This window comes from Streptomyces sp. NPDC059582 (assembly GCF_042735715.1).
Taxonomy (GTDB): Bacteria; Actinomycetota; Actinomycetes; order Streptomycetales; family Streptomycetaceae; genus Streptomyces.
The window spans coordinates 1-19,440 of the sequence record NZ_JBHWCC010000097.1 but is presented as its reverse complement, the minus strand read 5'-3'; the positions used below and the strand labels follow the sequence as shown (position 1 = coordinate 19,440).

The following is a 19,440-nucleotide window of genomic DNA, read 5'->3' as shown; positions in this document are numbered from 1 at the left end:
CCCGGGGGACGTCCCCCGGGGCTCCTGCCGTTCGGTGACCTGTCAGAGGATCAGGCGGGCGTGAGTCCCGGGTTGCCGGCCTCGGTGACGAAGGAGGCGGCCGTGGTGACGGGGGCACCGGGCGTGGTCACCGCGGACACCGTCTTGAAGTCGGCGCGTGCCGCGTCCTGGCCGAGGGTCACCACGGCATAGCCGCGACGGCCGTTGTAGAACTTCAGGTGCGGATTGGCCTGCATGTAGGTGGCCCAGTTGGACGGCTTGTCGGAGCCGTCCTTGCCGCTGGTGATCGAGCTGGTGACGATCTCGGTGCCGAGGGTCTTCGAAGCCGGGTCGTCGAAGTCCTTCTTGATGTCGAAGCCGTAGTGGACGTGGACGTCACCCGTGAGGACGACGAGGTTGTCCCGGCCGGCGGACTCCCAGCCGTCGAGGAGGCGCTGCCGGGAAGCGGAGTAGCCGTCCCAGGAGTCCATGGAGACCTTGAAGTCCGGCGTCGTGCGGTCCTTGCGCTGGGCGAAGGTGACCTGCTGGGGCACGACGTTCCAGGTCGCCTTCGAGGTGCGCCAGCCGTCGATGAGCCAGCGCTCCTGGGTGGCGCCCGTCATCGTGCGGGCCGGATCCTGCGACTCCGGTCCCGGGACCTGCCAGCCGTCGCCGTACGCCTGGTCGGAGCGGTACTGGCGGGTGTCGAGGATGTCGAACTGGGCGAGCCGCCCGAACTGCAGACGACGGTAGAGCTGAGCGTCGGGGCCGTGCGGGAGCTGCCTGCGCCGCAGCGGCTGGTTCTCCCAGTACGCGCGGTAGGCGGAGGCCCGCCGCAGCAGGAACTCCTCCGGGGGCACATTGTTCTCGGGGGTGTCGTCCGCGTAGTTGTTCTCCGTCTCGTGGTCGTCCCAGGTGACCACGAAGGGGTGTGCCGCGTGGGCCGCCATCAGATCGGGGTCGGACTTGTAGAGGGCGTACCGGAGCCGGTAGTCCTCCAGCGTGAGGGTCTCCCGGTTGAAGATCTCGGGCAGGACGCGGTCGGTGTAGGCGCGGGCGCCACCGGTCGCGGTGACCGCGTACTCGTAGAGGTAGTCACCGAGGTGGAAGACCGCGTCGAGGTCCTCGTCGGCCAGGTGGCGGTAGGCGGTGAAGTAGCCGTCGTGATACGCCTGGCACGACACCGCCGCCAGACGCAGCTCGGTCAGCCGGGCGCCCTTCGACGGGGCGGTGCGGGTACGGCCCACGGGGCTGACCCACTGGCCCACGCGGAACCGGTAGTAGAGGACGCGGTCGGCGTCCAGGCCGTCCACCTCGACGTGCACGGCGTGGTTGTACTCCGGGTGCGCGTCGACGGTGCCGCGCTTGGTGACGCGGGTGAACCGCTCGTCGTGGGCGAGTTCCCAGCGGACCTTGAAACGCTTCTGGGGCAGGCCGCTGCCGCTCTCGTAGGGACGGGGGGCGAGCCGGGTCCACAGCAGCACCGAATCGGGCATCGGGTCACCCGAGGCCACACCCAGCGTGAAGGGGTTCTCGGTGATCTGCGCGCCGCTCGCCTCGGCTGCCGCGGCGGTGCCGCCGAGCGGGATGTTCGCGGCGAAGGCCAGCGTCGCAGCCGCCCCGGTGACGGTCAGGAAGCGGCGTCTGTCCAAGCGGCGTACGGCGTCACGCAGTTCGTTGGAGTGCCCGGACGGAGAAGCTGATGCGGAAGGCTGCATGTGTGTGCGCAATCCCTGACGTGCGGAGTACGGCCGTGAGGCCCGGTCGGTGGTGCCAGGGCATTGCAGTGGTGCAGGGCGGCGTACAGTTGCCGGATGGTTGGCGTGTGCATGTATGGCGGATGACTGTTGATCTTCCCCGCCGCCCCGGGGCCCGCCCTTCACGGTTCCCGCACAGATCCGCCATCCCCCGGAGGGGGGTTGTTCAATGCGGCGCACCCGTCGCCGACGGCTTCGACCGCACCAACCGGACCATCGCGCGCAGCAGATCGGGACTCGCCGAGGGCCGCAGGGGCAGGCTCTCCGGTGCGGTCGTCGTGCTGTCTCCTTCGAGCTTCGACAGCTCGAAGTTCAGCCGGCGTCCGTTCATCTGCGCGGGCCTCATCCCGACGCCGGAGCAAACCCCCGGATCAGGTCGAACCCCCGTACACCACTGCCCAGGACGCAACCTCCGATGACGTCGTGCCGCATGTCCGTCTCCGATCAGGCCCGGTGAGGGTGTCAGTTGCGGAGGCCGCCGACCAGCCAGGGGAGCAGAGCTTCGGCAACAGCCAGGCTGTAGGGGTGAACCAGGCGGGAGAGTTCGGCGCACTTCTCGGGGCCGATCGCGACATACGGCAGCGCGGACAGTTCGTCCGTGGTCCGCTCCACCGCCTCGCGCCGTCGGCGGCCTTCCGGGGTGAGGGCGAGATCGGAGCCCTCCTCCAGCCAGCCACGGTCGCGGAGCCGCTGGACTGCCTGGGCCCACTGTTCCTTCGACCAGGCCCGTGTCGTCCGCAGAGCCTCGGCGGTGACCGGGCCCGCGGCGGCGTGCGTGACCAGTGCTTCGATCCCGTCCAGCCCGGCACAGATCAGCGTCGCGATGTGGCCGTCGCCGCGGAACTCCCGCAGCAGCGTCTGCGCGTGCCAGAGCACCAGGTGCGGCTCGTCGGGCCAGGGCAGAGCGGCGTGCGCGGCGAAGAGCGGGCGGCCCTGAGGGTGCGGGAGTGCCGCTCGGGCGGCCTCCTGCGCGAGTTCCGCGGCGCGCTCCATCTCCGGGGATTCGACGGCGGAGCCCAGGACACGGCGCAGCGTGGCGTCGACGGCCTCCAGCCGGGCGGACCGGAGACTCTCCGGCGACGCGATCTTCCATACCGCGGGCACCACGCTGCGCACGAGTTCCGGATTGAAGTTGTAGAAGGTCGCGATCACGAGTTCGGCGGATGCCGGGCCGAGGGCCGCGGCACGCGAGCCGAAATAGCCCGCCCTGCCTTCCACTCCGAGCTCCGCGTACAACGCCTGCGCCTCCGGCGCGAAGTACACGCCTCCGTGCACCGGCTCGACGGCCTTCCACGTCGTACGCACGTAGGAACGATCGACGTGCGCTTCCTTCTCGGCCATGTCAGGCATGTCAGGCGTCGTGGGCATGGATATGACCCCTTCGGTTTTCCTGTGCCCGAAGGCACTGCGTGGAGAACGGGTTCGGGACGGGCCGGTGCGGCTTCTCCGGCGCGGGGGATGCAGGTGGTCCGTGGAGAGTTCGCGTACCAGGGCGCGCAGGTGACCGGAGGCCGCGGCGTTGGGCGTGCGGCCGTACGGTCAGTGGAAATGCTCGCGCGGAAACGGTGGTTGCCCTTCGTTCGACCGTGCCGTCAATTGCGGAACAACGGTCCGCCGTCCACGTGCACGGGCTCCGCGGCGGAACGCCCGCGGCGTCGTTGGGCTGTTCGGACGGTCGTGATGCGGCTCTCAACTTGTCCGAGTCGATGCCCGTTTCAGGTTGCGCTCGATCTTGCTCCGCCCTCAGGAGGGCGTCAAGGGTTCCGCACTCCGATCGACGGGCCGCGCCCGGCACGCCGAACGGGAGCCGGGATGGAACGTTGTCGACTGAAGGGTGGGGGATTGGTAGGACCTGGCCCACAGCTCGCCGTCTGACAGAGCAGCCCTGACAGCCCAGTTCAGCGGCGGCAACGAGGGCGACAGCGCGCGACGCCGGGCCACCTCGGAGCGGCCTGTGGTGAACGGCGGACGACGCGGGCGTGACCAATGTCAGCGGCCGTCGTGGGGGGCGTCACGGTTGGGCAACACCCCGCTCGCGACCGTGGCCGTGGGCCTTCCCGACCGCATCATGAGAGCTGGTGGGGACGCACAAAGGGGTGGGGGAGCAGTGGAGTTCACGGTGCAGCGGACGCTGAGACGACGGGGCCGGCGATGGGTGGTGGGAGGTGTTGTCGCCGTCGCGGCAGCACTGGCGTGGCTCGCGCACTCCCGGGAGGCCGCAGGACCGGGACTGCTGGGATTCCTGGCGCTCGCGGCCGTCTACTCCGGGGCCAAGGACCTGCGTAAGGCCCGGCTGCCGTTCCGGCTGCGAGTCGACAGTTTCGGGATCACGCTCCACGACGCGGAACTCGCCTGGGAACAGATCGACGCGGTCTCCCTGTGGCACGTCCCGAACACCGGTCAGGACAGCGATACCACCACGCCGCCCAAGCCGCGGCTGGCGCTCTGGCCGGCGGCCGGTGTCACCCTGCCCCGCAAACCCGACCGGACGTTCGACAGCCGGCTGCGCTATACGGTCGTCGACTGCGAGGACCTCGACCAGAGCGTCTCCGCGCTGACGGCGGTGCTCGCCGAACACGGCGGCGCCGCCTTCGAGACAGCGCCGCGCGCCGTGCGTCCGCCGATCCCCGTCACCGTGTCCGGGCCCGAGCTCCGCGTGCCCGGAGGGGAGCGCGACTTCGTCGACCGGCGGAGGGACAGCACCTGGGCTCTGATGTGGGCGGCGCTGACCGTCGTCTTCGGTTACTCCTTCTGGGAACTCCTGCACGGCCGCGCAGTCGGCCCCGAGCCCTTCACCGTGCTGGGTCCGCTCGGCGCGATCGGCTGCGCCTGCCTCGCAGCCCGCTCGTACCAGCGCTGGCGCAAGCCACTGCGACTGCGGATCGGCCCGGCGGGCATCGGCATGCGCGAGGTCACCTGCGAGGAATCGTTCTTCTCCTGGCAGGACATCGCAGCCGTCACCGTCGGCCGCACGCCGACCACCACCGACCCCCGTCCGTGGCTCGTGGTGTGGCCGCTGCCCGGCACCCGGCCGCACCACGATCCCACCTACCTGGCCGACGGCCACAAGGCATTCGCCCTCGTACGCCTGGACCGGCTGCCCGGCGGTGCGCAGGCGGTCGTGCCGGTGGTGCGGGCATTCGCGGGGGAGCGTTACGCCGAGACGGCATGACCCGGCCGCGAACCGCGCGTTGACCGTGAACCGCGGGTCGCGGTGCCACCTGACGCAAATTCGACGTGAGGTGCAGTACAGCCGCGATACAGCGCAGTCGTCGGGCCCACACGTCGAGGACGTCGGCGCCGTGCGGGGCCATGGGAGGACCGCGCCCGCGCCGGCGATGGTGTGCGCGGGCCGGCGCCCGGACGCCGTTCAGCGGTGTGACCGCACCGGGCGCTGCGGGCTCCGGGGCCGAGTCACCGTTTCCTTACTTCCGCACGTCAGTGGCTGACTGCGACGGCGACGCGGCCCGAGCGCAGTGATGTCCGACTGAGCGCCGGACTGTCGAGGGTGTGCGCGAGGGTGAGGAGATCGTCGTCCGACACCACCCGCAGCCCGTTCTCCGCCAGCAGCGCAGCCATCTGCTGTGGTTTCCACAGCGAACGCCACGGCTCGCCCGACGTCAGGGAACTGCCGAGCACACGCGTCAGGAGCCGCCCTACGGCCGCTCGTGCCGACGGCGACTGATAGTTGACGACGAGTGCACTGCCCGGGGCCGTGCGGGCGGCGACTGCGGCCACCGTGGCGCGTACCTCGCTGCGCGCGAGATACGGGACGACGCCCTCCCACAGCCATGTCGTCGGCTGGGACGGGTCGTGCCCTGCGGCATCCAACGCCGCACCGAGATCGTCGACGGTGAGATCGACCGGTGCGAAGCGTACGGAACGGGCGGTCACCGGCAGCTCTACGGCGATCCGGCCGTTCTCGTCCGCCCCGTGCGGCGCGATGGCGGCCTCGGCGAGACGGGCACGCTTGTCCTGCTGGGAAGCCGGATGGTCGACCTCCCACACAGTGGTCCGCGCGAGCTCGGGCAGCCGCCACGCGCGGGTGTCCAGACCTGCGCCGAGGACCACGAGCTGGCCGGTGACGCGAGCGCGCAGTGCCCCGTCGATCGCGACCGTCCGAGGCACGACCACCTCGGCGCACGCCCGCACACTTTCGAACGCGACGCGCGCCTGCCAGCCCTGCGGCGCGGTGCCTGCGCGCACCTCGGCCACGGGCACACGCTCCGCGTCCCGCAGCAGCCGTATCGCCAGCGGATCCGCGAACCGGCCGACAGCGGCTCTTCCGTCCGCCGCCGCCCGCCCCTGGCAGACCAGTACCGCCGTCCGACTCGCCGCACGCCCACTCTCGCCCATGGAGCCGCATTCAACACCACGCCCGCCCGCCCAGGCCTCAACAGGAGAGGTGTGACCAGGGCGGTCACACTGAAATGGTACGAATCGAAGAATTTCATCACCCCTCGGAAGCAGACATGCTTGATTCCAAGGTCCGGCCCGGGCATGCGGCCGGCCCGACCGCCAGGAGCAGCACGCGTGACCACCCCGCTCCAGCCCCAGAAACCGTTCGGCGTCCACCGGACGCGAGTCGAATGGATCGACACTGATGCGGGGGGTATCTACCACAACAGCACCGTCGTTCGATTCGTGGAGGCCGCGGAGGCTTCTCTCATGGACGAGGTGGGTCTTCACGGATACTTCCCCGTCGCACCTCGCGTCCACTACGAGGTGGACTTCGAGTCGCCGCTCTTCTTCGGCCAGGAGGTGTATACGGTCGTAGAGCTGACACGGATCGGCACCGCCTCGATGACCTTCACCTTCGAGGTGTGGGGCGAGGAGTTCCGGGGTCGGCCGCGTCGCCGGGCCGCCCGCGGCCGGTATGTGACTGCGCACAGTGACCGTAACCACCGTAGCGGTGCCACGAGCACACCCTGGCCCGAGGAGTGGATCACCGCGCTGCGCAGACCGGCGCGATCGCGGGAGGCGCGCCCGCCGCGCTGACGGGCACGAGCGCCACGAAGTGCCCCCCGGCCGCGGCGGCAACGCGTCGTCCAGGGAAAGTGCCCGCGCGTCTCCTCGGCGTGAACACCGCCAGGAAAGGGGGACTGATCGCCGCACGCGGGCGTATCACCGTCGCCACCGGCGACATCGGACGCCCAGCGCGCCCTCGGGTCTCGACACGCACTTTGGAGGAACTATGAGTGCCACCCCGGAAAACGCCGCCACCGTCACCGTCGAGCGGGACAAACACGTACTGCTGATCGGCCTGAACCGTCCGGCCAAGCGCAACGCCTTCACCAGGCAGATGATCAGTGAGCTGTCGATGGCCTACGGGCTGCTGGAGTCGGACGAGGACGTCTGGTGCGGAGTGCTCTTCAGCCACGGCGACCACTTCACCGGCGGCCTGGACATGCAGGATGTCGGCGCCGACCTCGCCTCGGGCGGCTTCGCGATCCCGGAGGGCGGCCGTGACCCGTGGCGGCGGGACGGGACGTGGTCCACGCCCCTCGTGGCGGCCGCGCAGGGCTGGGTGATGACCGCGGGCATCGAGTTGCTCCTGGCCGCCGACATCCGCGTGGCGGCCGAGGACTCCCGCTTCAGCCAGCTCGAGGTGCGCCGTGGGATCTACCCCTTCGGCGGAGCAACTTTCCGTTTCCCCCGAGAAACGGGATGGGGAAACGCCATGCGCTGGATCCTGACCGGCGAGGAGTTCGGCGCCGCCGAAGCGCACCGCATCGGTCTGATCCAGGAGGTCCTTGCCGACGGAGCCACGGCGATCGAGCGAGCGAAGCAGATCGCGCGCGTCATCAGTGAACGCTCGGCTCCGCTCGGCGTGCGCGCCGCACTGGCCTCGGCCCACCAGGCCCGCGAACAAGGTGACGCCGCGGCCATCGCTCAGCTCAAGCCCGACCTCGCTCGGCTCACGGCCTCCGCTGACGGCGCCGAAGGCGTGAAGTCCTTCATCGAACGCCGCGACGCCGTCTTCACCGGCCGCTGACGGCCCGCACCACCACCCAACAAGTCCAGCCTCCCGAGCATCGACGGAGCAGTTCTCCCGAGCTCGCTCCCGAGCATCGAAGGAGCAGCCTCCCGAGCGCGCTCCCGAGCATCGACGGAGCGGCCTCCCGAGCGCGCTCGCGGGCGCTCCGGCCGCGTGATCGAGGGCGACGAGGTCAGCGAGCCGCCCTCTCGCGCGGCACAGGAGTCAGGGGCCATGAGCCCGACATCCGCGCATCCCCCAGCCATGAGCGACGGCCTGCCGACAGCGAACCGGCCTCGTTCCCGGTGGGGCGGGGCGAGGCCGGCTCTGCCGTGAGGCATCCGCGGAGTGCTACGGCAGGCTGATGCCTGCCACGGTGCCGTCCTGGTCCCCTACGACCAGGACGTTGTCGACGATCACCGGCGAGCTGAAGGAGTACGCCAGGCTGTGCTGGAGGCGTCCCCGCCGTGTCCCGTCGGTCAGATCGACGCCGAGCAGCCGGCCGTCGGCCGACTGGGCCCACGCCGTCGTGCTGTCGACCACCACGCCGGCGTTGAACACCCGTACAGCCAGGTCGGTCTGCCAACGCTTCGCGCCCGTTGCGAGATCGATCCGGGACATCACGCCGAACTCGGTGGTCAGCAGGGCCGATCCGTCGCCGAGGACGACGGCGGGCGCGTACATCGCGCTACCGGCCACCTTCCACAGCAGCGCGCCCGTGGCCGCGTCCAGCCCCCAGGACCCGGCGACCGATCCGACGACCACGACACCGTCGCCGACCGCGACAACGTTGTCCCAGCCACTGTAGAGAGCCACGTGATTCTCGGTGCCCGTCGCCATCGCGAAAGACCACAGCTCGTCGCCCGTCGTCATGTCGTGAGCGCGCGCGTAGCCGTCGTCCGCGGCCGTGAAGACCCTGCGACCGTCAACGGCGGCCCGCCCCGACGAGAAGCCTCGGTCGGGCACCGACCAGAGGTGGCTTCCGGTCCGCGCGTCCACCGCGAACAGCGTCTGCCCCGCGGAGAAGAACACCCGCTCCCGGCCGTCGACTTCAGCCACGAGCGGCGCGCTCAGCACAGGTGCACCCGCGTCGAAGTGCCACTTCCGGTGGCCGTCGGCCGCCTTCAGCGCGTACAGCCGGTGGTCCGACGACGGTACGAAGAGGGTGCGAGCCGCGGCATCGACCGCGGGCTTTCGGTACACCGGACCCACCTGTGCGGACCACAGGGGCGAGGGGGACCTGTGCCGGCCTGGGCGCAGTGCGACCACCTTCCCGCCGGTGGAGGCGGCCACCACCGCGAGCCGGGAGTCGGCAGCTACGAGGGCGATGCCGCCCTGGACCGCGCCGGGCAGCCGGTACCGCCACCGCGGCTGGGGGTCTGCGGCGGTCCGGTCCACCTCGAACCGTGCGGTGCCCTCCCACCATGTCCCGTCCGAGCCAGTGACCTGGAGGCGCAGGCGCTGAGTGCCCGGTGCGAGCGACGAGACGTCGATCGAGCCGTTCCACTCGCGGCCCTCTCCGGCTGTCAGGCCGTGCCACACGGGAGTGGAGGTGCCGCCGAAGACGGTCTGCGGGTAGAGGTCGACCGCTACCTGGGTGGGCTGGGCGGCCGCTTTCAGCTTGACGGTCACCGGCAGTTGCCCGGCGGCGGGCTTGCCGAGGGCGACCCACTGCGGGCGCTGCGGGCGGCCCAGGCCCTCACCGGCCAGCGGCATGACCGCAACGGGTACCTCGGTCTCGGATCCGTCGGCGGCGATGTTGACCCGGCTCACCTGGAGCAGCGGCGTACCGTCGGCGGCGTGCTGTCGCTCGACCCAGTAGTAGAGGGCGCCGTTCTTGACCGCGTTGAGTCCGACCTGCGTGAGGCCGTTGAACTTGGTGACCACCTCCTTGTGGATGTGGCCCGCGAAGATGCCGCGTACGTCGTGGTCGGCGAGGACTTCGAGCACGGCGGCCTGGTCGTCGACGTAGTAGAAGGCGTTGCCCATCGGGAAGTGCTGGAAGAGCACCGCGGGTGTGCCCGGCCGCATCCGCCGCAGGTCGGCCTTCAGCCAGTCGAGCCCGCCCGGGCCGTAGTGCCCGGGTTCCTGGAGGACCTGGGTGGGGTCGAACCCGATGAAGTGCACTCCGCCCGCGTCGAAGGAGTACGGGGCCGGCCCGAAGTGCGTGTGGTATTCCTCCTTGGCGGACGCGTCCCACCGCACGTCGTGGTTGCCGGGGGAGTAGTGCATCTTGCCGTGCAGGGAGGGCGGCAGGATCTCGGCGAAACGGTCGAACTCGTCGGGCCGCCCGGTGTCGGTGATGTCGCCGCAGTGCAGGACGAGGTCCGGGTTGCGGGCGGCGATCGAGGCCCATACCCGGGTCAGCGACTGCGTGGTCTGGGGTGAGTCGACGTTCACGTGGGTGTCCGTCACCAGTGCGAAACGCAGGGCGGTGTCGGGATCGCTCGCCGAAGCGGTGTGTGCCGGTGCGGCCGTCGCCGGTGCGGCGCCCAGAAGGGAGCCGAGCCCGGCAGCGGTCAGCGTGGCACCTGCGGCAAGCCCCAGGAAGTCACGGCGCCCGGGAAGGGCGTGCCGGCACTCATCATGTGGATAACTGGACAAGGTGTCCCCGATCGAGCGAGATTGATCAACGGGACACAGGGTGATGCGACCCGGCGACGGCGCCGTGGACTTAGATGGTCCATGAACGCAACAACAGGTGGCCGACCTTCGTACCCTCGCGAGTGCGGCCACGCGGACGGTCCGCGAGGCTACGGGCCCGGCACGCACCGCCCGCGCCAACCGCGGCGCCTCCTTCGTCGGGCACTGGCGTCGGTGGCACGTGCACGGCGTTGGTGCTGCGGCTGCGGCTGCGGCTGCGGCTGCGCCGAGCACGTGGATGCCGCTCAGGTTCAGTGCCAGGGGGCACCGCGTGGTTTCGGCGTCGCTGAGGGGGTGGCGCAGTTCGCGGTCCAGGCTGATGGCGCTCCGGGAGCCGAGGACTGCCGACAGGCGAAGGATCGATGCCCGGTCCGGCACACGTGGCGCGGTGAGTGTGGGGATGTCGGCCGGAGCGCTCGTATCCGCGCCATTCTGGCCTCGGTCAGGGGCTTCCAGGGACGTATGCGGGAATCGCCACACATCGGACCAAGCGGGACGTGCCGTTCCTGGCCGGTGCGACTGACGTCTATGAGGGACCCGCTTGTCTCGCACCTGACCGCCGTGTGGAAGGGAGCAGAGACGGTCGATCCTCCGTCAGTAAAGGTGGTTTCAGAAAGGCGGATCGTCGGCAAAGCCTTCAGCGTGCGCGCGGACGTCATCGGGCGTGCGCCTGTACTGCTGGAAGGGCGTGATGTCCTCGCCCCAGCTGGCGAGCGTGTCGATCGCGCGCTGCCGGTAAGGGGCGCTGTCGGCGGCGAGAGCCCACACGGCATCACGCAGGCATTCAGCCTGGTGGGCGAGCTCCGGTGCGGCAAGCATGGGAAGTACGGCAGCCAGAGCGGCATGGCGGATCTCTGGCTCGTCGTCTGTGAGGAAGGGCTGAATGGCGTCATAGAGGGTCGGTCGAAGGGTGCGGAACGCCTCAATGTCAGCTTCGTACCCGTCAGGTGACTCTTCGTCGGCGCCCCAGGCGGTGCTGCCGAGCCAGTTCAGGAGACCGACGCGAAGGAGGAATCGTGGTTCCGCACCGAAGTTGGCGGCCTCCCATGAACTCTGGTCGGTGACTTTGGAGAGAGTCCGCGGGTGCCCGAGGATCGCCGCCACGAACGACACCGCCGGCGCCGTGGCGCTGTAGAAGGTGCCCTGATGCGTGACGGCCTGGTGCAGGTCACGGAGAGCAGCGCCCTGCTTGCCCGGGTCGTTGTCGAGAAGTTGTCGCAAGATCACAGGCGTCGCCGGCGCAACGTTCGGGCAGCAGTGCTCCACCGAGCTCCAGTCGGTCCGCAGCAGCAGCTCTTCCGGGTCAACGGAACGACCATACTGAGTGTTCGTACTCATCGCGCGAGTGTGGCAGCCGGCTGCTGCATCACCGCACTCAGGCCCGGACAGCCTGCTCATGGGGCACATGCTTGGTCACTTGGCGCAGGAAGATGACGCAGCAGGCAAGTTGCACAAGTTCGAGATGCGAGGCGGCGCGGCGCTCGTAGCGGGTTCGCAGTCGATTGAACTGATGTCGAGAGGAGGGACCAGCCAGGTGACGTCGTACCGGTTTTGCCCGCAGCCGGTTACTGACTTCGGCGTTTCAAGGTGAGGCTGGGGTGTCGAGGGTGAGGCCGGTGCCGGCTATGAAGCCGTCGAGGGTGTGGGGCCGGTATTGAAGGCGTTTGAGGCGGTTGCGGACCAGGGTTTCGAGTCGGTCGAGGGCCACGACGGCGAGGTTGGCGAGGCTGCGTTTGATGTGTGCCCAGACGCCTTCGACAGGGTTCAGGTCGGGTGAGTAGGCGGGCAGCAGGAACACTGTCAGCCACTCGCGTTCGGCGACGAGGTCCCGCATCCTGCGGGATACATGGGTGTTCAGGCGGTCCCAGACCAGCACGATCGGCGCTCTGACCAGGTGATGGATTCCGTCGACGAGTGCGATGAAGTCCCGCTCGCTCATGCTGCGACGTGTTCCCTTGCCAGCGGGGTGGGTCCGAAGGCGGTGACACAGCCGGGTTCTGGAACCCGGACGTATCGCAATCAGTCCGGCCACCGACAGCCGCCCCGAACGCCGGCCGCTGACCGTCACGACCGGAGTGCGGCCCCGCCGGCCCCAAGTCCGTCCCCGGGGCGGCCGTCGGGTGAAGCCGGCTTCGTCCTCGAAGCAGACGTAGCCCCCGCAGGTCGCCCGGACCCTTTTACCTCCGCCCAGGTCGCCACCTTCCACACCGCAACGGCCTGCTCATCACGCTCAGCGACCCGCCGGGCGGGGACCTGCGGGCTGAAGCCGAGCCGGTGCATCAACCGGGTGGCCCCCGAAACACTGTAGGAAACGTGGAACTTCCTGCCGATCAAGGTCGCCACCCTCGATGCGGTCCACACTTGGTCCTCCGTCCAGCCATGCGCGGCCGGCCCCTCCTCCAGGAACCCCGTCAGCTTTTCGAGGCACCGCGAGGACAGACGACACCGTGACCCGCTCGGACCCCGGGAGGCCAGAGCCTCAACACCACCATCCCGCCACAACTGGTGCCACTGATACGCCGACTTCACGCTCACCCGCAACCTACGTGCGACTTCCGACACCGCGATCTGCTGCTCGAACAGTTCGGCCGCTTGCATCCGTACCGTCTCCCGACGCCGACGCCCCACAGGAGTCAGCCCGCCCCCATCCGCATATCTCACACACCACGGATATAGGCACCCACCCCCACCCATCAGGGACTTCGCAGCGATTCACCCCAACGAGCTGAAGTCAGTAACGTGTGGATCATGCTGAAGATGACGTGGGCGCTGTCCGGACAGCACGTGGACGAGTGGACGGGCGATGACTTCGACGAGGCCGTCGGAGCTTTCCGGCTCGACGCCACGGAGACCCTGTACGGCCTGGGAATGGACGCCGCCCGAGAGTCGGTGTTCTTCGAGAACTTCATCGACCCCATCGAGGCTCTCCTGGCCGAGCAGGGACGTGCCGCGGTCGAGTCCGGCAACGAGTGGAGCGCGTCCATCGGCCCGATATTCGTCCACCTGGCGCCGGCAGGTCATGCCTGAGCCGAAGTCCAGCTCGGCCCGGTGGTGACCCAGGGGCGGAGTCCTGGTAGGCGCGGTCGGCCAAGGCGGCGAAGCCCTGTCGCTCACGGATCCGGATGAGCCGGTGGGCACGGGCCGCGGTCAGGTCATGGGCGCGGCCTCGACACGACCGACCTGATCGGCGACGTACGGGCGGTCATCAGAACGGGACGGACACAAGCGGGGACGAGGCCGGTGCTGGACCATCGACCGACCGCGAAAAGGACATGCCGGAACGGCACCGACGGCCGCCGCGGTCCCGCCGCCGGACAGGGCGTCATCAGGCGCTGGATCAGCGGGCGCTCCGAGCTCACGCTGGGGGAGCCCGTTCGACCAGAACGCGGGCGCGGGGCGCGGGCTGCGTGCTTCACCGGGGGGCTTCGGTGTTCGAGGGGGCGGGCCCCTGTGTGCGATGTGGCGCGCACAGGGGCCCTCGAGGCAGGGGTGTCGGCGTGCCGGTGCGGGTCGGTCAGCTGTTGGCGTTGAGGACGGGGTAGAAGCCGGAGGCGTGGCCGGTGGCGGTGGGGTGGTAGGACTCCCAGGTCGGTGAGACGACGATGGAGTGCAGCCAGTTGTCGCCGGAGCACAGTTCGTGCCCGTTGAAGGTGGTGCGGACGTCGCCGAAGACGAAGCCGTGCGCGGCGGCCCTGTTCTGGATGACGCTGTCGAGGACGTCCGAGGCCTCGTCGATCTTGCGGTGCTTGGTGTCGCTGAGTCCGATGCAGAAGACGTTGAGGGTGTACAGACGCGGGTAACCCAGCACGACGACCTTGGCGTTGGGGGCTTTGGCCCGGATCGCGTTGTAGGTGGCGTCGAGGCGGGCGGGCAGGGTGTTCTGCGCGTAGCTCTCGGCCTGGTTGACCCGGTTGACGCAGTCGGAGTCCGAATCCGTCGCACAGGCCGTCATGACGTCGGCGAAGCCGGCGTCGTTGCCGCCGATGGTGAGGGAGACCAAGGTGGTGGAGGAGCTGAGGGGGCCGAGCTGAGAGTTCGTCACGTCCGTGGTGACCGCCCCCGAGCAGGACGTGTCGGCGAAGGAGGACGGGGCGTGCGCGTTCTTCCACAGGTAGGGGTAGGAGCTGAGGCTGCGGTGGCAGGCGCCGCTCGCGCTGTCGTAGTTGCCCGCGCCGTTGCCGGCCGAGTAGGAGTCGCCGAGCGCGACGTACACGGGGCCGGCGGCGTGGGCCGGTGCGGACAGGCCCAGGCTGAGCAGCACCGCGGCGCCCAGGGCTGCGAGCACGGACAGCGGCTTGGTCGATCTCACGGGACCTCCAGAAAAGGAATGCCGGATTCCGTCGGACGGCGGACGGCCGACAGCAGGACTTTGCGGGTGAAGTGCGCATGACAGATCAACCCTCTTGCTGGACTCCGCGTTCGCGCCCTGGTCTCACGGGAGGGGCCAGGGGCGGGCTGAAGGCGGAGGGCCGCCGCGAGAAGGCGGTGGGATGCCCCCGGCAGGCCGTGGGGGCGGCGTGAATGCCGCGAAGATGCGGCCGGCGGACCGTCAGTGCATGCCGGTGCCGCGCGTGTTCGGCGTTCCGGTCACGGGCCTGGAGAGGGAGTCGCAGGGGTGCGCGCCTTGGACGGCGCAGCCGTCTGGGGCCGGCTCGAATGCCGTGCCGCGGTGCGTCGCCGGACCGCGTGTTTCGCCGCGCTCGGCGGGGGTGCGGCCCCCGGCGGTCGTCAGGGCTTCGGGGGATCCGTATGTGCCGACGGCGCGGTGCGTACGGCGGCGGTGGGCCGGTCGGCGCGAAGTGCTGTCAATACCGGGCGGCCGGCTGGGGGTTCCGCTCGCGCGTTCGGCGGCGCCGGCGTCACCGCAGGGCGCGATGGCGGCGACGGATTCGGGCCCGGCGGACGTCGGGCGGGTCCTCGGTGAGGGCTCGGCCCTAGGGGCGGTCCGAGTGGTGGGGGCGGTGGGTACGGTTGCCGTGAACGGGCCGGACGCTGTGGCGATCGGTCCCGTGCGTCTCGCAGGGCTGGGCTTCGTGATCCGCATGCGGTCCTCCTGTGGGGGGATGCGGGTCAGAGGGGCGAGTGGGTACGGCGCGAGGCCACCTGCGGGCGGCTCGGACGTGCTCCTGACAAGTTCAATGCTGAAGTATTGTGAGTTCAGGGGGCGTCGGCAAGCCATTGGCGGCAGAAATTTACGCGCGTAACACGTGGCCCGTGCCCACCACCTCCAACCGCAGCCGCGGGCGCGGCGAGTCGGGGCCTTGGCGGGGTGGCGTCGGCATCGTCTCTGTCCGGGGTGGTCTTGGGCTGCAGCGGTTCGTCGGCCGGCGGCACAGGACTTCCCGGACCTAGGAATATCGTCGATGTGACGATATCGTGAGGGGTGTTGCCGCACGCTCCGCTGTCGGCGAGGACTTCGAGCCCTGGAAGTCCCCGGCGATGAAGCGCGTGTCGCGGGAATGGTCCACTGGTATCCGTCGGGAGGCAGTTCCATGGTTTCCACAAGTCACCGTCCCGCCCCTGCCGTCAGTGGGGCCGCCACGGTGCGTCTGATCCCGCAGGATCCGCAGTGGCTTCACGACTTCTACCTGACCCATGACCTCCTGCTCGCGCCGTATCACGCCGCCTGGTCCGCCAGGCAACGCGGCACGGACGAGGACAGCGCCCCTGCCTTCCCTGCCGGGTTGGAGAACCTGCCCGGCCTTGATGCACCGGCTTCCCTCGCTGCCTGGAACAGCGTTCACCGGGGCCTCCCGCCGGTGCTGCGCGACCGCAGGATTGTGCATGGCACACACGATCCCGTCCGCCGTAGCGTGCTGCGCGCCCCGGACGGCTCACGCCTGATTCCGCTGCACCCTGTCATGGTCGACGAGGCGGACCTGCGCGCCCTGGAGGGTGTACGGCGTGCCGTCCGCGCGGGGGCGAAGACCCGCCCGTCGATACGGGTGACGCGCCGGGGCGACGGCTCGGCGGCCGTCGACCCCGTGGCGGGCCCCGGCGACTGTCGCGGGACGATCGAGCGGACCGTGGCGGTTCTGGCGCTCCCTGTCGATGATGACGTCGAGCTGCTGGCCGCAATCCTGGCCCCTGAGCGCGTCGGCACAGGGGTGCGCCGTGTCGATCTGTCCGGGGGCGAGTACAGGGCGTACGGGCGTTTCGCGGACCGGCTGGCGGCAGCGGCCATGACGGGCCAGTTCCCGGGGGATCGGGCGGTGTTCCGGAGCCGGTACTGACGCCAGGCGTCGCAGTGGTCCCTGCTCCGGCCGCCTATGAGGAGCGGGACCGCTGAATTTGCCTGGCGTGGGACCCGGGCTGGGACGGTGCCCTGCCGGGTGAGGCGGTCCCGTGGCCGAAGGGGCCCGGGTCGTGTGCGGCAGTGGTGTGCCGGCTCCGGGTGAGGCGGGCTGGAATGTGACCGCTGCGGTGCCTTTCACCGGTCAGGGCAGCCTCAGGGACGGCGCGGCGGTCCGGGAGGTGCATCACGAAACCGCGGTGCTCAGGAGTTCGCCTCGAGGAACAGGACCGCCAGACCGGGAAGTCTCCGGCTCATCTCGTTGGCGTCGTCGAAGTCGAAATCCTCGCCCATATCGGTGACGTTGATGCTCGCGGCGTCCGTCCCGCGGAATTCTCGCCAGGCCTCGTAGAAAGCATCCGCATCACCCGTGATCCGTTGGAACGCCCTGCTGGGGGCATAGTTGACGTCTTCGTAGAACAGCGCCTCGCAACGGTCCCGGACGTTGGCGGACCGGACCACGGCGGGATGCGCAGCGAGGCTGTCCGGGGCCGCGTTCACGCGGTCGTACCACTGACGGCCGAGAGCGATCACACCGGCGCGGAAGTCGATGAAGCTGTCGTCGGAGCACCCGCCCCCGATGAGGTAGGCCGCTGCCCACACGTCCCATCGGTACAGGGCGTCATGCAGCGCGTCGAAGCGTTCCGCGTACTCCAGAATCTCCTGACGCGGTGTGCTCGCGAGCTGTTCGACGAGTACCTCGTCGAACAGCTCGCCGGCTGCGGCTGCCTCGGCCTGCGCAGCCTCGATGTTGTCCCAGAACGTTTCGATGCCCATGGCCGCGTACTGTGTCACGCCCCTGTGACAGCCGATCGTGGCAGCGGGCCGGCGCCCGCTGCCTCCACGAAACCTCGTCCATTCCGGAGCCCCGCGTGATGGCGGTCCTTGAAAGCACCCGTTGCTCGCGGAGACCTCGTGCCTGCTGGTTGGGTCTCCCTGGCCGGGGCGGCGTGGCCTGCGGCGGGGTGCCTCTGGGGGAGGTGCTGTCCGCCGGGCTGTCCGGTTCGGTCCTGCCTTGCTGTCTGTGTTGTTGGTCAATGTTGTTGGTCAATTCAGAAGTGTTCGGGGACGGGTGTGCAGGATTTCTTCGGCTTCGTCGCTGATGGTGCGGACCACGTCGGCGGCGGGACGGATGGCGTCGATGAAGAACGCGGACTGGCCGTAGAGGATCTGGCTGGTGTCGGGGTCGGGTGGGGTGTCGAAGGGGCCGGTGTTTTCGGGGGGTGCGAATGCTTCTTTGCGGTCCCGCAGCGCGGCTTCACGTTCTGACCATGTGTCGGTGAAGTGGTTGCGGCGGACGCGTTCGCCGATGGCGTGGGGCCAGGGCAGTCCGGACACGATGTCGTAGGTCCGGGTCCAGACGGTGTCGCTGCCGTCGCTTTCGATGATGAGGCGTTTGTGGACGTCGTGTACTTCGATGGCTTCGGGTGTGGCGAGGAATGCGGTGCCCAGCCAGGCGCCGTCGGCGCCGGCGGTGAGGACGGCTGCGAGGGTGCGGCCGTCGGCGATGCCTCCTGCGGCCAGTACCGGGATGTCGGGGTAGCGTTTGACGATTCCGGCCAGGAATGGCAGCAGGCCCATCGTTCCGGTGTGGCCGCCGGCTTCGGTGCCCTGCGCGACGAGGATGTCGGCGCCCGCAGTGACGGCTGCTTGTGCGTCGTCGTAGTTCTGGACCTGGCACATCACCCGGGCTCCCGCGTCTTTGGCGCGGGCCAGCCACGGCTGGGGGTCGGCGAACGACAGTGCGATGACCTCTGGCCGTTCCTGCAGGGCGGCGTCGAACTGCGGTTCGGTGAAAGGGAGGAACGGCGTGATGAAGCCGACTCCGAAGGGGCGGTCGGTCGCGGCGCGAACGGTCGCGATTTCCGCGCGGATCCAGTCGGGTCCTTTCCAGGGATGCGTTCCTCCGAAGGAGCCGAGGCCGCCCGCGGCGGACACGGCGGCGGCGAGTGTCCCGCCGCTGTGCAGGGCCATGGGGGCTGCCATCACCGGGTAAGTGATACCGAACATGTCGGTAAATCTCGTATGCAGCATGGGCTGACGCTAGCGAAATACGGCGGTCCCGGCTCTGTGACGACGCGGCAGGCGGCCGGCTGGATGCGGCGCTCGGCGAAAGTGGACTGCCGCTTCCGCGGAATGCGGATCGGGTGCGCTGACGTGCAGCCGTGGCCGAATTGAACCTCTGACCGGAGTCCCGTGAACCCGGTTGCCGTTCCTCGCGAGGACCCTTCTGGTGGTGGGTCGGACGGCCACGGCATCATGACGTTGAAAGGTCACCGGGAAGATGCCGTACGACGGAGTTCACCATCCATGACGAACCGGCCGCTCGGGATCAGCGCAACCACATCGCTCGCGCCGACCTGGCCATTTGGGTTCGGTGGGAAGGTGGAACAACCATGGCTGAAGCCTCCCGACGACGGGACCTTCTCCATCGCCTGCATCCCGTTTCGGACGCATGGACTGCCCTCGGAGACCGTGCAGGCCTGTCGGAGTACGACCTGGTCAGCGAGATCGTTCTTCACGACTGGGTGAGGATCCGAGGCGGCAGCAGCGGCGGCGGCTGACACGGGAAGTCGGCCGCTGGCCCGATCCGGTCGATACGGACCACTCACGCGTCTCGCGCACGACATGGTGTGTGGGGCTGGGACGAGGCCGAACCCGACCCCTCTCGCTGTCGAACCACCCCAACAAGAAGACACCTACTCCGTAGGCCCGGGCGCGGCGGCCGAGGAACAGATGGCAGGCAGCAGGGGGCGCGAGGTTGCGCCCCACGAGGCCGCCCGTCACTCGGC

Annotated in this window: 15 protein-coding genes and 1 pseudogene; 5 read left to right on the top strand and 11 right to left on the bottom strand. The window is 69.6% G+C overall.

Going from position 1 to position 19,440, the window contains the following annotated elements; all coding sequences use genetic code 11:
- Positions 1 to 50: 50 nt before the first annotated feature.
- The 3 genes from ACFV0T_RS41245 to ACFV0T_RS41235 form a co-directional block, all read right to left on the bottom strand.
- On the bottom strand, positions 51 to 1,697 hold the full coding sequence (locus ACFV0T_RS41245) for an alkaline phosphatase D family protein (protein ID WP_385790557.1): 1,647 nt from the start codon (positions 1,695 to 1,697) through the stop codon (positions 51 to 53).
- Between the two features lie 205 nt (positions 1,698 to 1,902).
- Positions 1,903 to 2,067 carry a hypothetical protein gene (locus ACFV0T_RS41240; RefSeq protein ID WP_385790555.1) on the bottom strand — a complete coding sequence of 55 codons (165 nt, stop codon included), beginning with the start codon at positions 2,065 to 2,067 and terminating at the stop codon, positions 1,903 to 1,905.
- Between the two features lie 131 nt (positions 2,068 to 2,198).
- On the bottom strand, positions 2,199 to 3,104 hold the full coding sequence (locus tag ACFV0T_RS41235; protein ID WP_385790553.1) for a hypothetical protein: 906 nt from the start codon (positions 3,102 to 3,104) through the stop codon (positions 2,199 to 2,201).
- A 787-nt stretch (positions 3,105 to 3,891) separates the two neighbouring features.
- On the opposite strand from ACFV0T_RS41235, the gene ACFV0T_RS41230 reads away from it, so the two are divergent.
- Positions 3,892 to 4,908 carry a hypothetical protein gene (locus ACFV0T_RS41230; protein ID WP_385790552.1) on the top strand — a complete coding sequence of 339 codons (1,017 nt, stop codon included), beginning with the start codon at positions 3,892 to 3,894 and terminating at the stop codon, positions 4,906 to 4,908.
- A 266-nt stretch (positions 4,909 to 5,174) separates the two neighbouring features.
- On the opposite strand, the gene ACFV0T_RS41225 is transcribed toward ACFV0T_RS41230, so the two are convergent.
- Positions 5,175 to 6,092 carry a class I SAM-dependent methyltransferase gene (locus tag ACFV0T_RS41225; RefSeq protein WP_385790551.1) on the bottom strand — a complete coding sequence of 306 codons (918 nt, stop codon included), beginning with the start codon at positions 6,090 to 6,092 and terminating at the stop codon, positions 5,175 to 5,177.
- Positions 6,093 to 6,269: 177 nt separating this feature from the next.
- Between ACFV0T_RS41225 and ACFV0T_RS41220 the strand changes: the two genes are divergently transcribed.
- Both ACFV0T_RS41220 and ACFV0T_RS41215 read left to right on the top strand, forming a co-directional pair.
- Entirely contained in the window at positions 6,270 to 6,734 is a 465-nt protein-coding gene (locus ACFV0T_RS41220; RefSeq protein ID WP_385790549.1) for an acyl-CoA thioesterase, read from the top strand.
- Between the two features lie 196 nt (positions 6,735 to 6,930).
- Positions 6,931 to 7,731, top strand: a complete 801-nt coding sequence (locus ACFV0T_RS41215; protein ID WP_385790547.1) for a crotonase/enoyl-CoA hydratase family protein — start codon at positions 6,931 to 6,933, stop codon at positions 7,729 to 7,731.
- A gap of 333 nt (positions 7,732 to 8,064) precedes the next feature.
- On the opposite strand, the gene ACFV0T_RS41210 is transcribed toward ACFV0T_RS41215, so the two are convergent.
- The 4 genes and pseudogenes from ACFV0T_RS41210 to ACFV0T_RS41195 all read right to left on the bottom strand — a co-directional run bounded on the left by ACFV0T_RS41210 (position 8,065) and on the right by ACFV0T_RS41195 (position 13,017).
- Entirely contained in the window at positions 8,065 to 10,317 is a 2,253-nt protein-coding gene (locus ACFV0T_RS41210; protein WP_385790545.1) for a PQQ-binding-like beta-propeller repeat protein, read from the bottom strand.
- A 648-nt stretch (positions 10,318 to 10,965) separates the two neighbouring features.
- Complete coding sequence (locus ACFV0T_RS41205; RefSeq protein WP_385790544.1) at positions 10,966 to 11,694, bottom strand: hypothetical protein; 729 nt, start codon at positions 11,692 to 11,694, stop codon at positions 10,966 to 10,968.
- 244 nt (positions 11,695 to 11,938) lie between these two features.
- Positions 11,939 to 12,445 (bottom strand): annotated as a pseudogene (locus ACFV0T_RS41200) (transposase); the annotation flags it as partial.
- A complete protein-coding gene (locus ACFV0T_RS41195; protein WP_385790542.1) occupies positions 12,421 to 13,017 on the bottom strand; it encodes a transposase in 597 nt (198 codons plus the stop codon). The gene ACFV0T_RS41195 and the pseudogene ACFV0T_RS41200, both read right to left, overlap by 25 nt.
- 87 nt (positions 13,018 to 13,104) lie before the next feature.
- Between ACFV0T_RS41195 and ACFV0T_RS41190 the strand changes: the two genes are divergently transcribed.
- The gene (locus tag ACFV0T_RS41190; protein ID WP_385790540.1) at positions 13,105 to 13,383 is read left to right on the top strand and encodes a hypothetical protein; all 279 of its coding nucleotides are present in this window, start codon (positions 13,105 to 13,107) and stop codon (positions 13,381 to 13,383) included.
- A 487-nt stretch (positions 13,384 to 13,870) separates the two neighbouring features.
- Here the strand turns inward: ACFV0T_RS41190 and ACFV0T_RS41185 are convergent, their stop codons facing one another.
- Positions 13,871 to 14,665: an SGNH/GDSL hydrolase family protein gene (locus tag ACFV0T_RS41185; protein WP_385790538.1), complete on the bottom strand. Its 795-nt coding sequence runs from the start codon at positions 14,663 to 14,665 to the stop codon at positions 13,871 to 13,873.
- A gap of 1,183 nt (positions 14,666 to 15,848) precedes the next feature.
- Here ACFV0T_RS41185 and ACFV0T_RS41180 point away from each other — a divergent pair.
- The gene (locus ACFV0T_RS41180; RefSeq protein ID WP_385790537.1) at positions 15,849 to 16,589 is read left to right on the top strand and encodes a hypothetical protein; all 741 of its coding nucleotides are present in this window, start codon (positions 15,849 to 15,851) and stop codon (positions 16,587 to 16,589) included.
- 263 nt (positions 16,590 to 16,852) lie between these two features.
- On the opposite strand, the gene ACFV0T_RS41175 is transcribed toward ACFV0T_RS41180, so the two are convergent.
- Both ACFV0T_RS41175 and ACFV0T_RS41170 read right to left on the bottom strand, forming a co-directional pair.
- A complete protein-coding gene (locus tag ACFV0T_RS41175; protein WP_385790535.1) occupies positions 16,853 to 17,425 on the bottom strand; it encodes a DUF4240 domain-containing protein in 573 nt (190 codons plus the stop codon).
- Positions 17,426 to 17,695: 270 nt separating this feature from the next.
- On the bottom strand, positions 17,696 to 18,682 hold the full coding sequence (locus tag ACFV0T_RS41170; protein ID WP_385790533.1) for an NAD(P)H-dependent flavin oxidoreductase: 987 nt from the start codon (positions 18,680 to 18,682) through the stop codon (positions 17,696 to 17,698).
- Positions 18,683 to 19,440 lie beyond the last annotated feature (758 nt).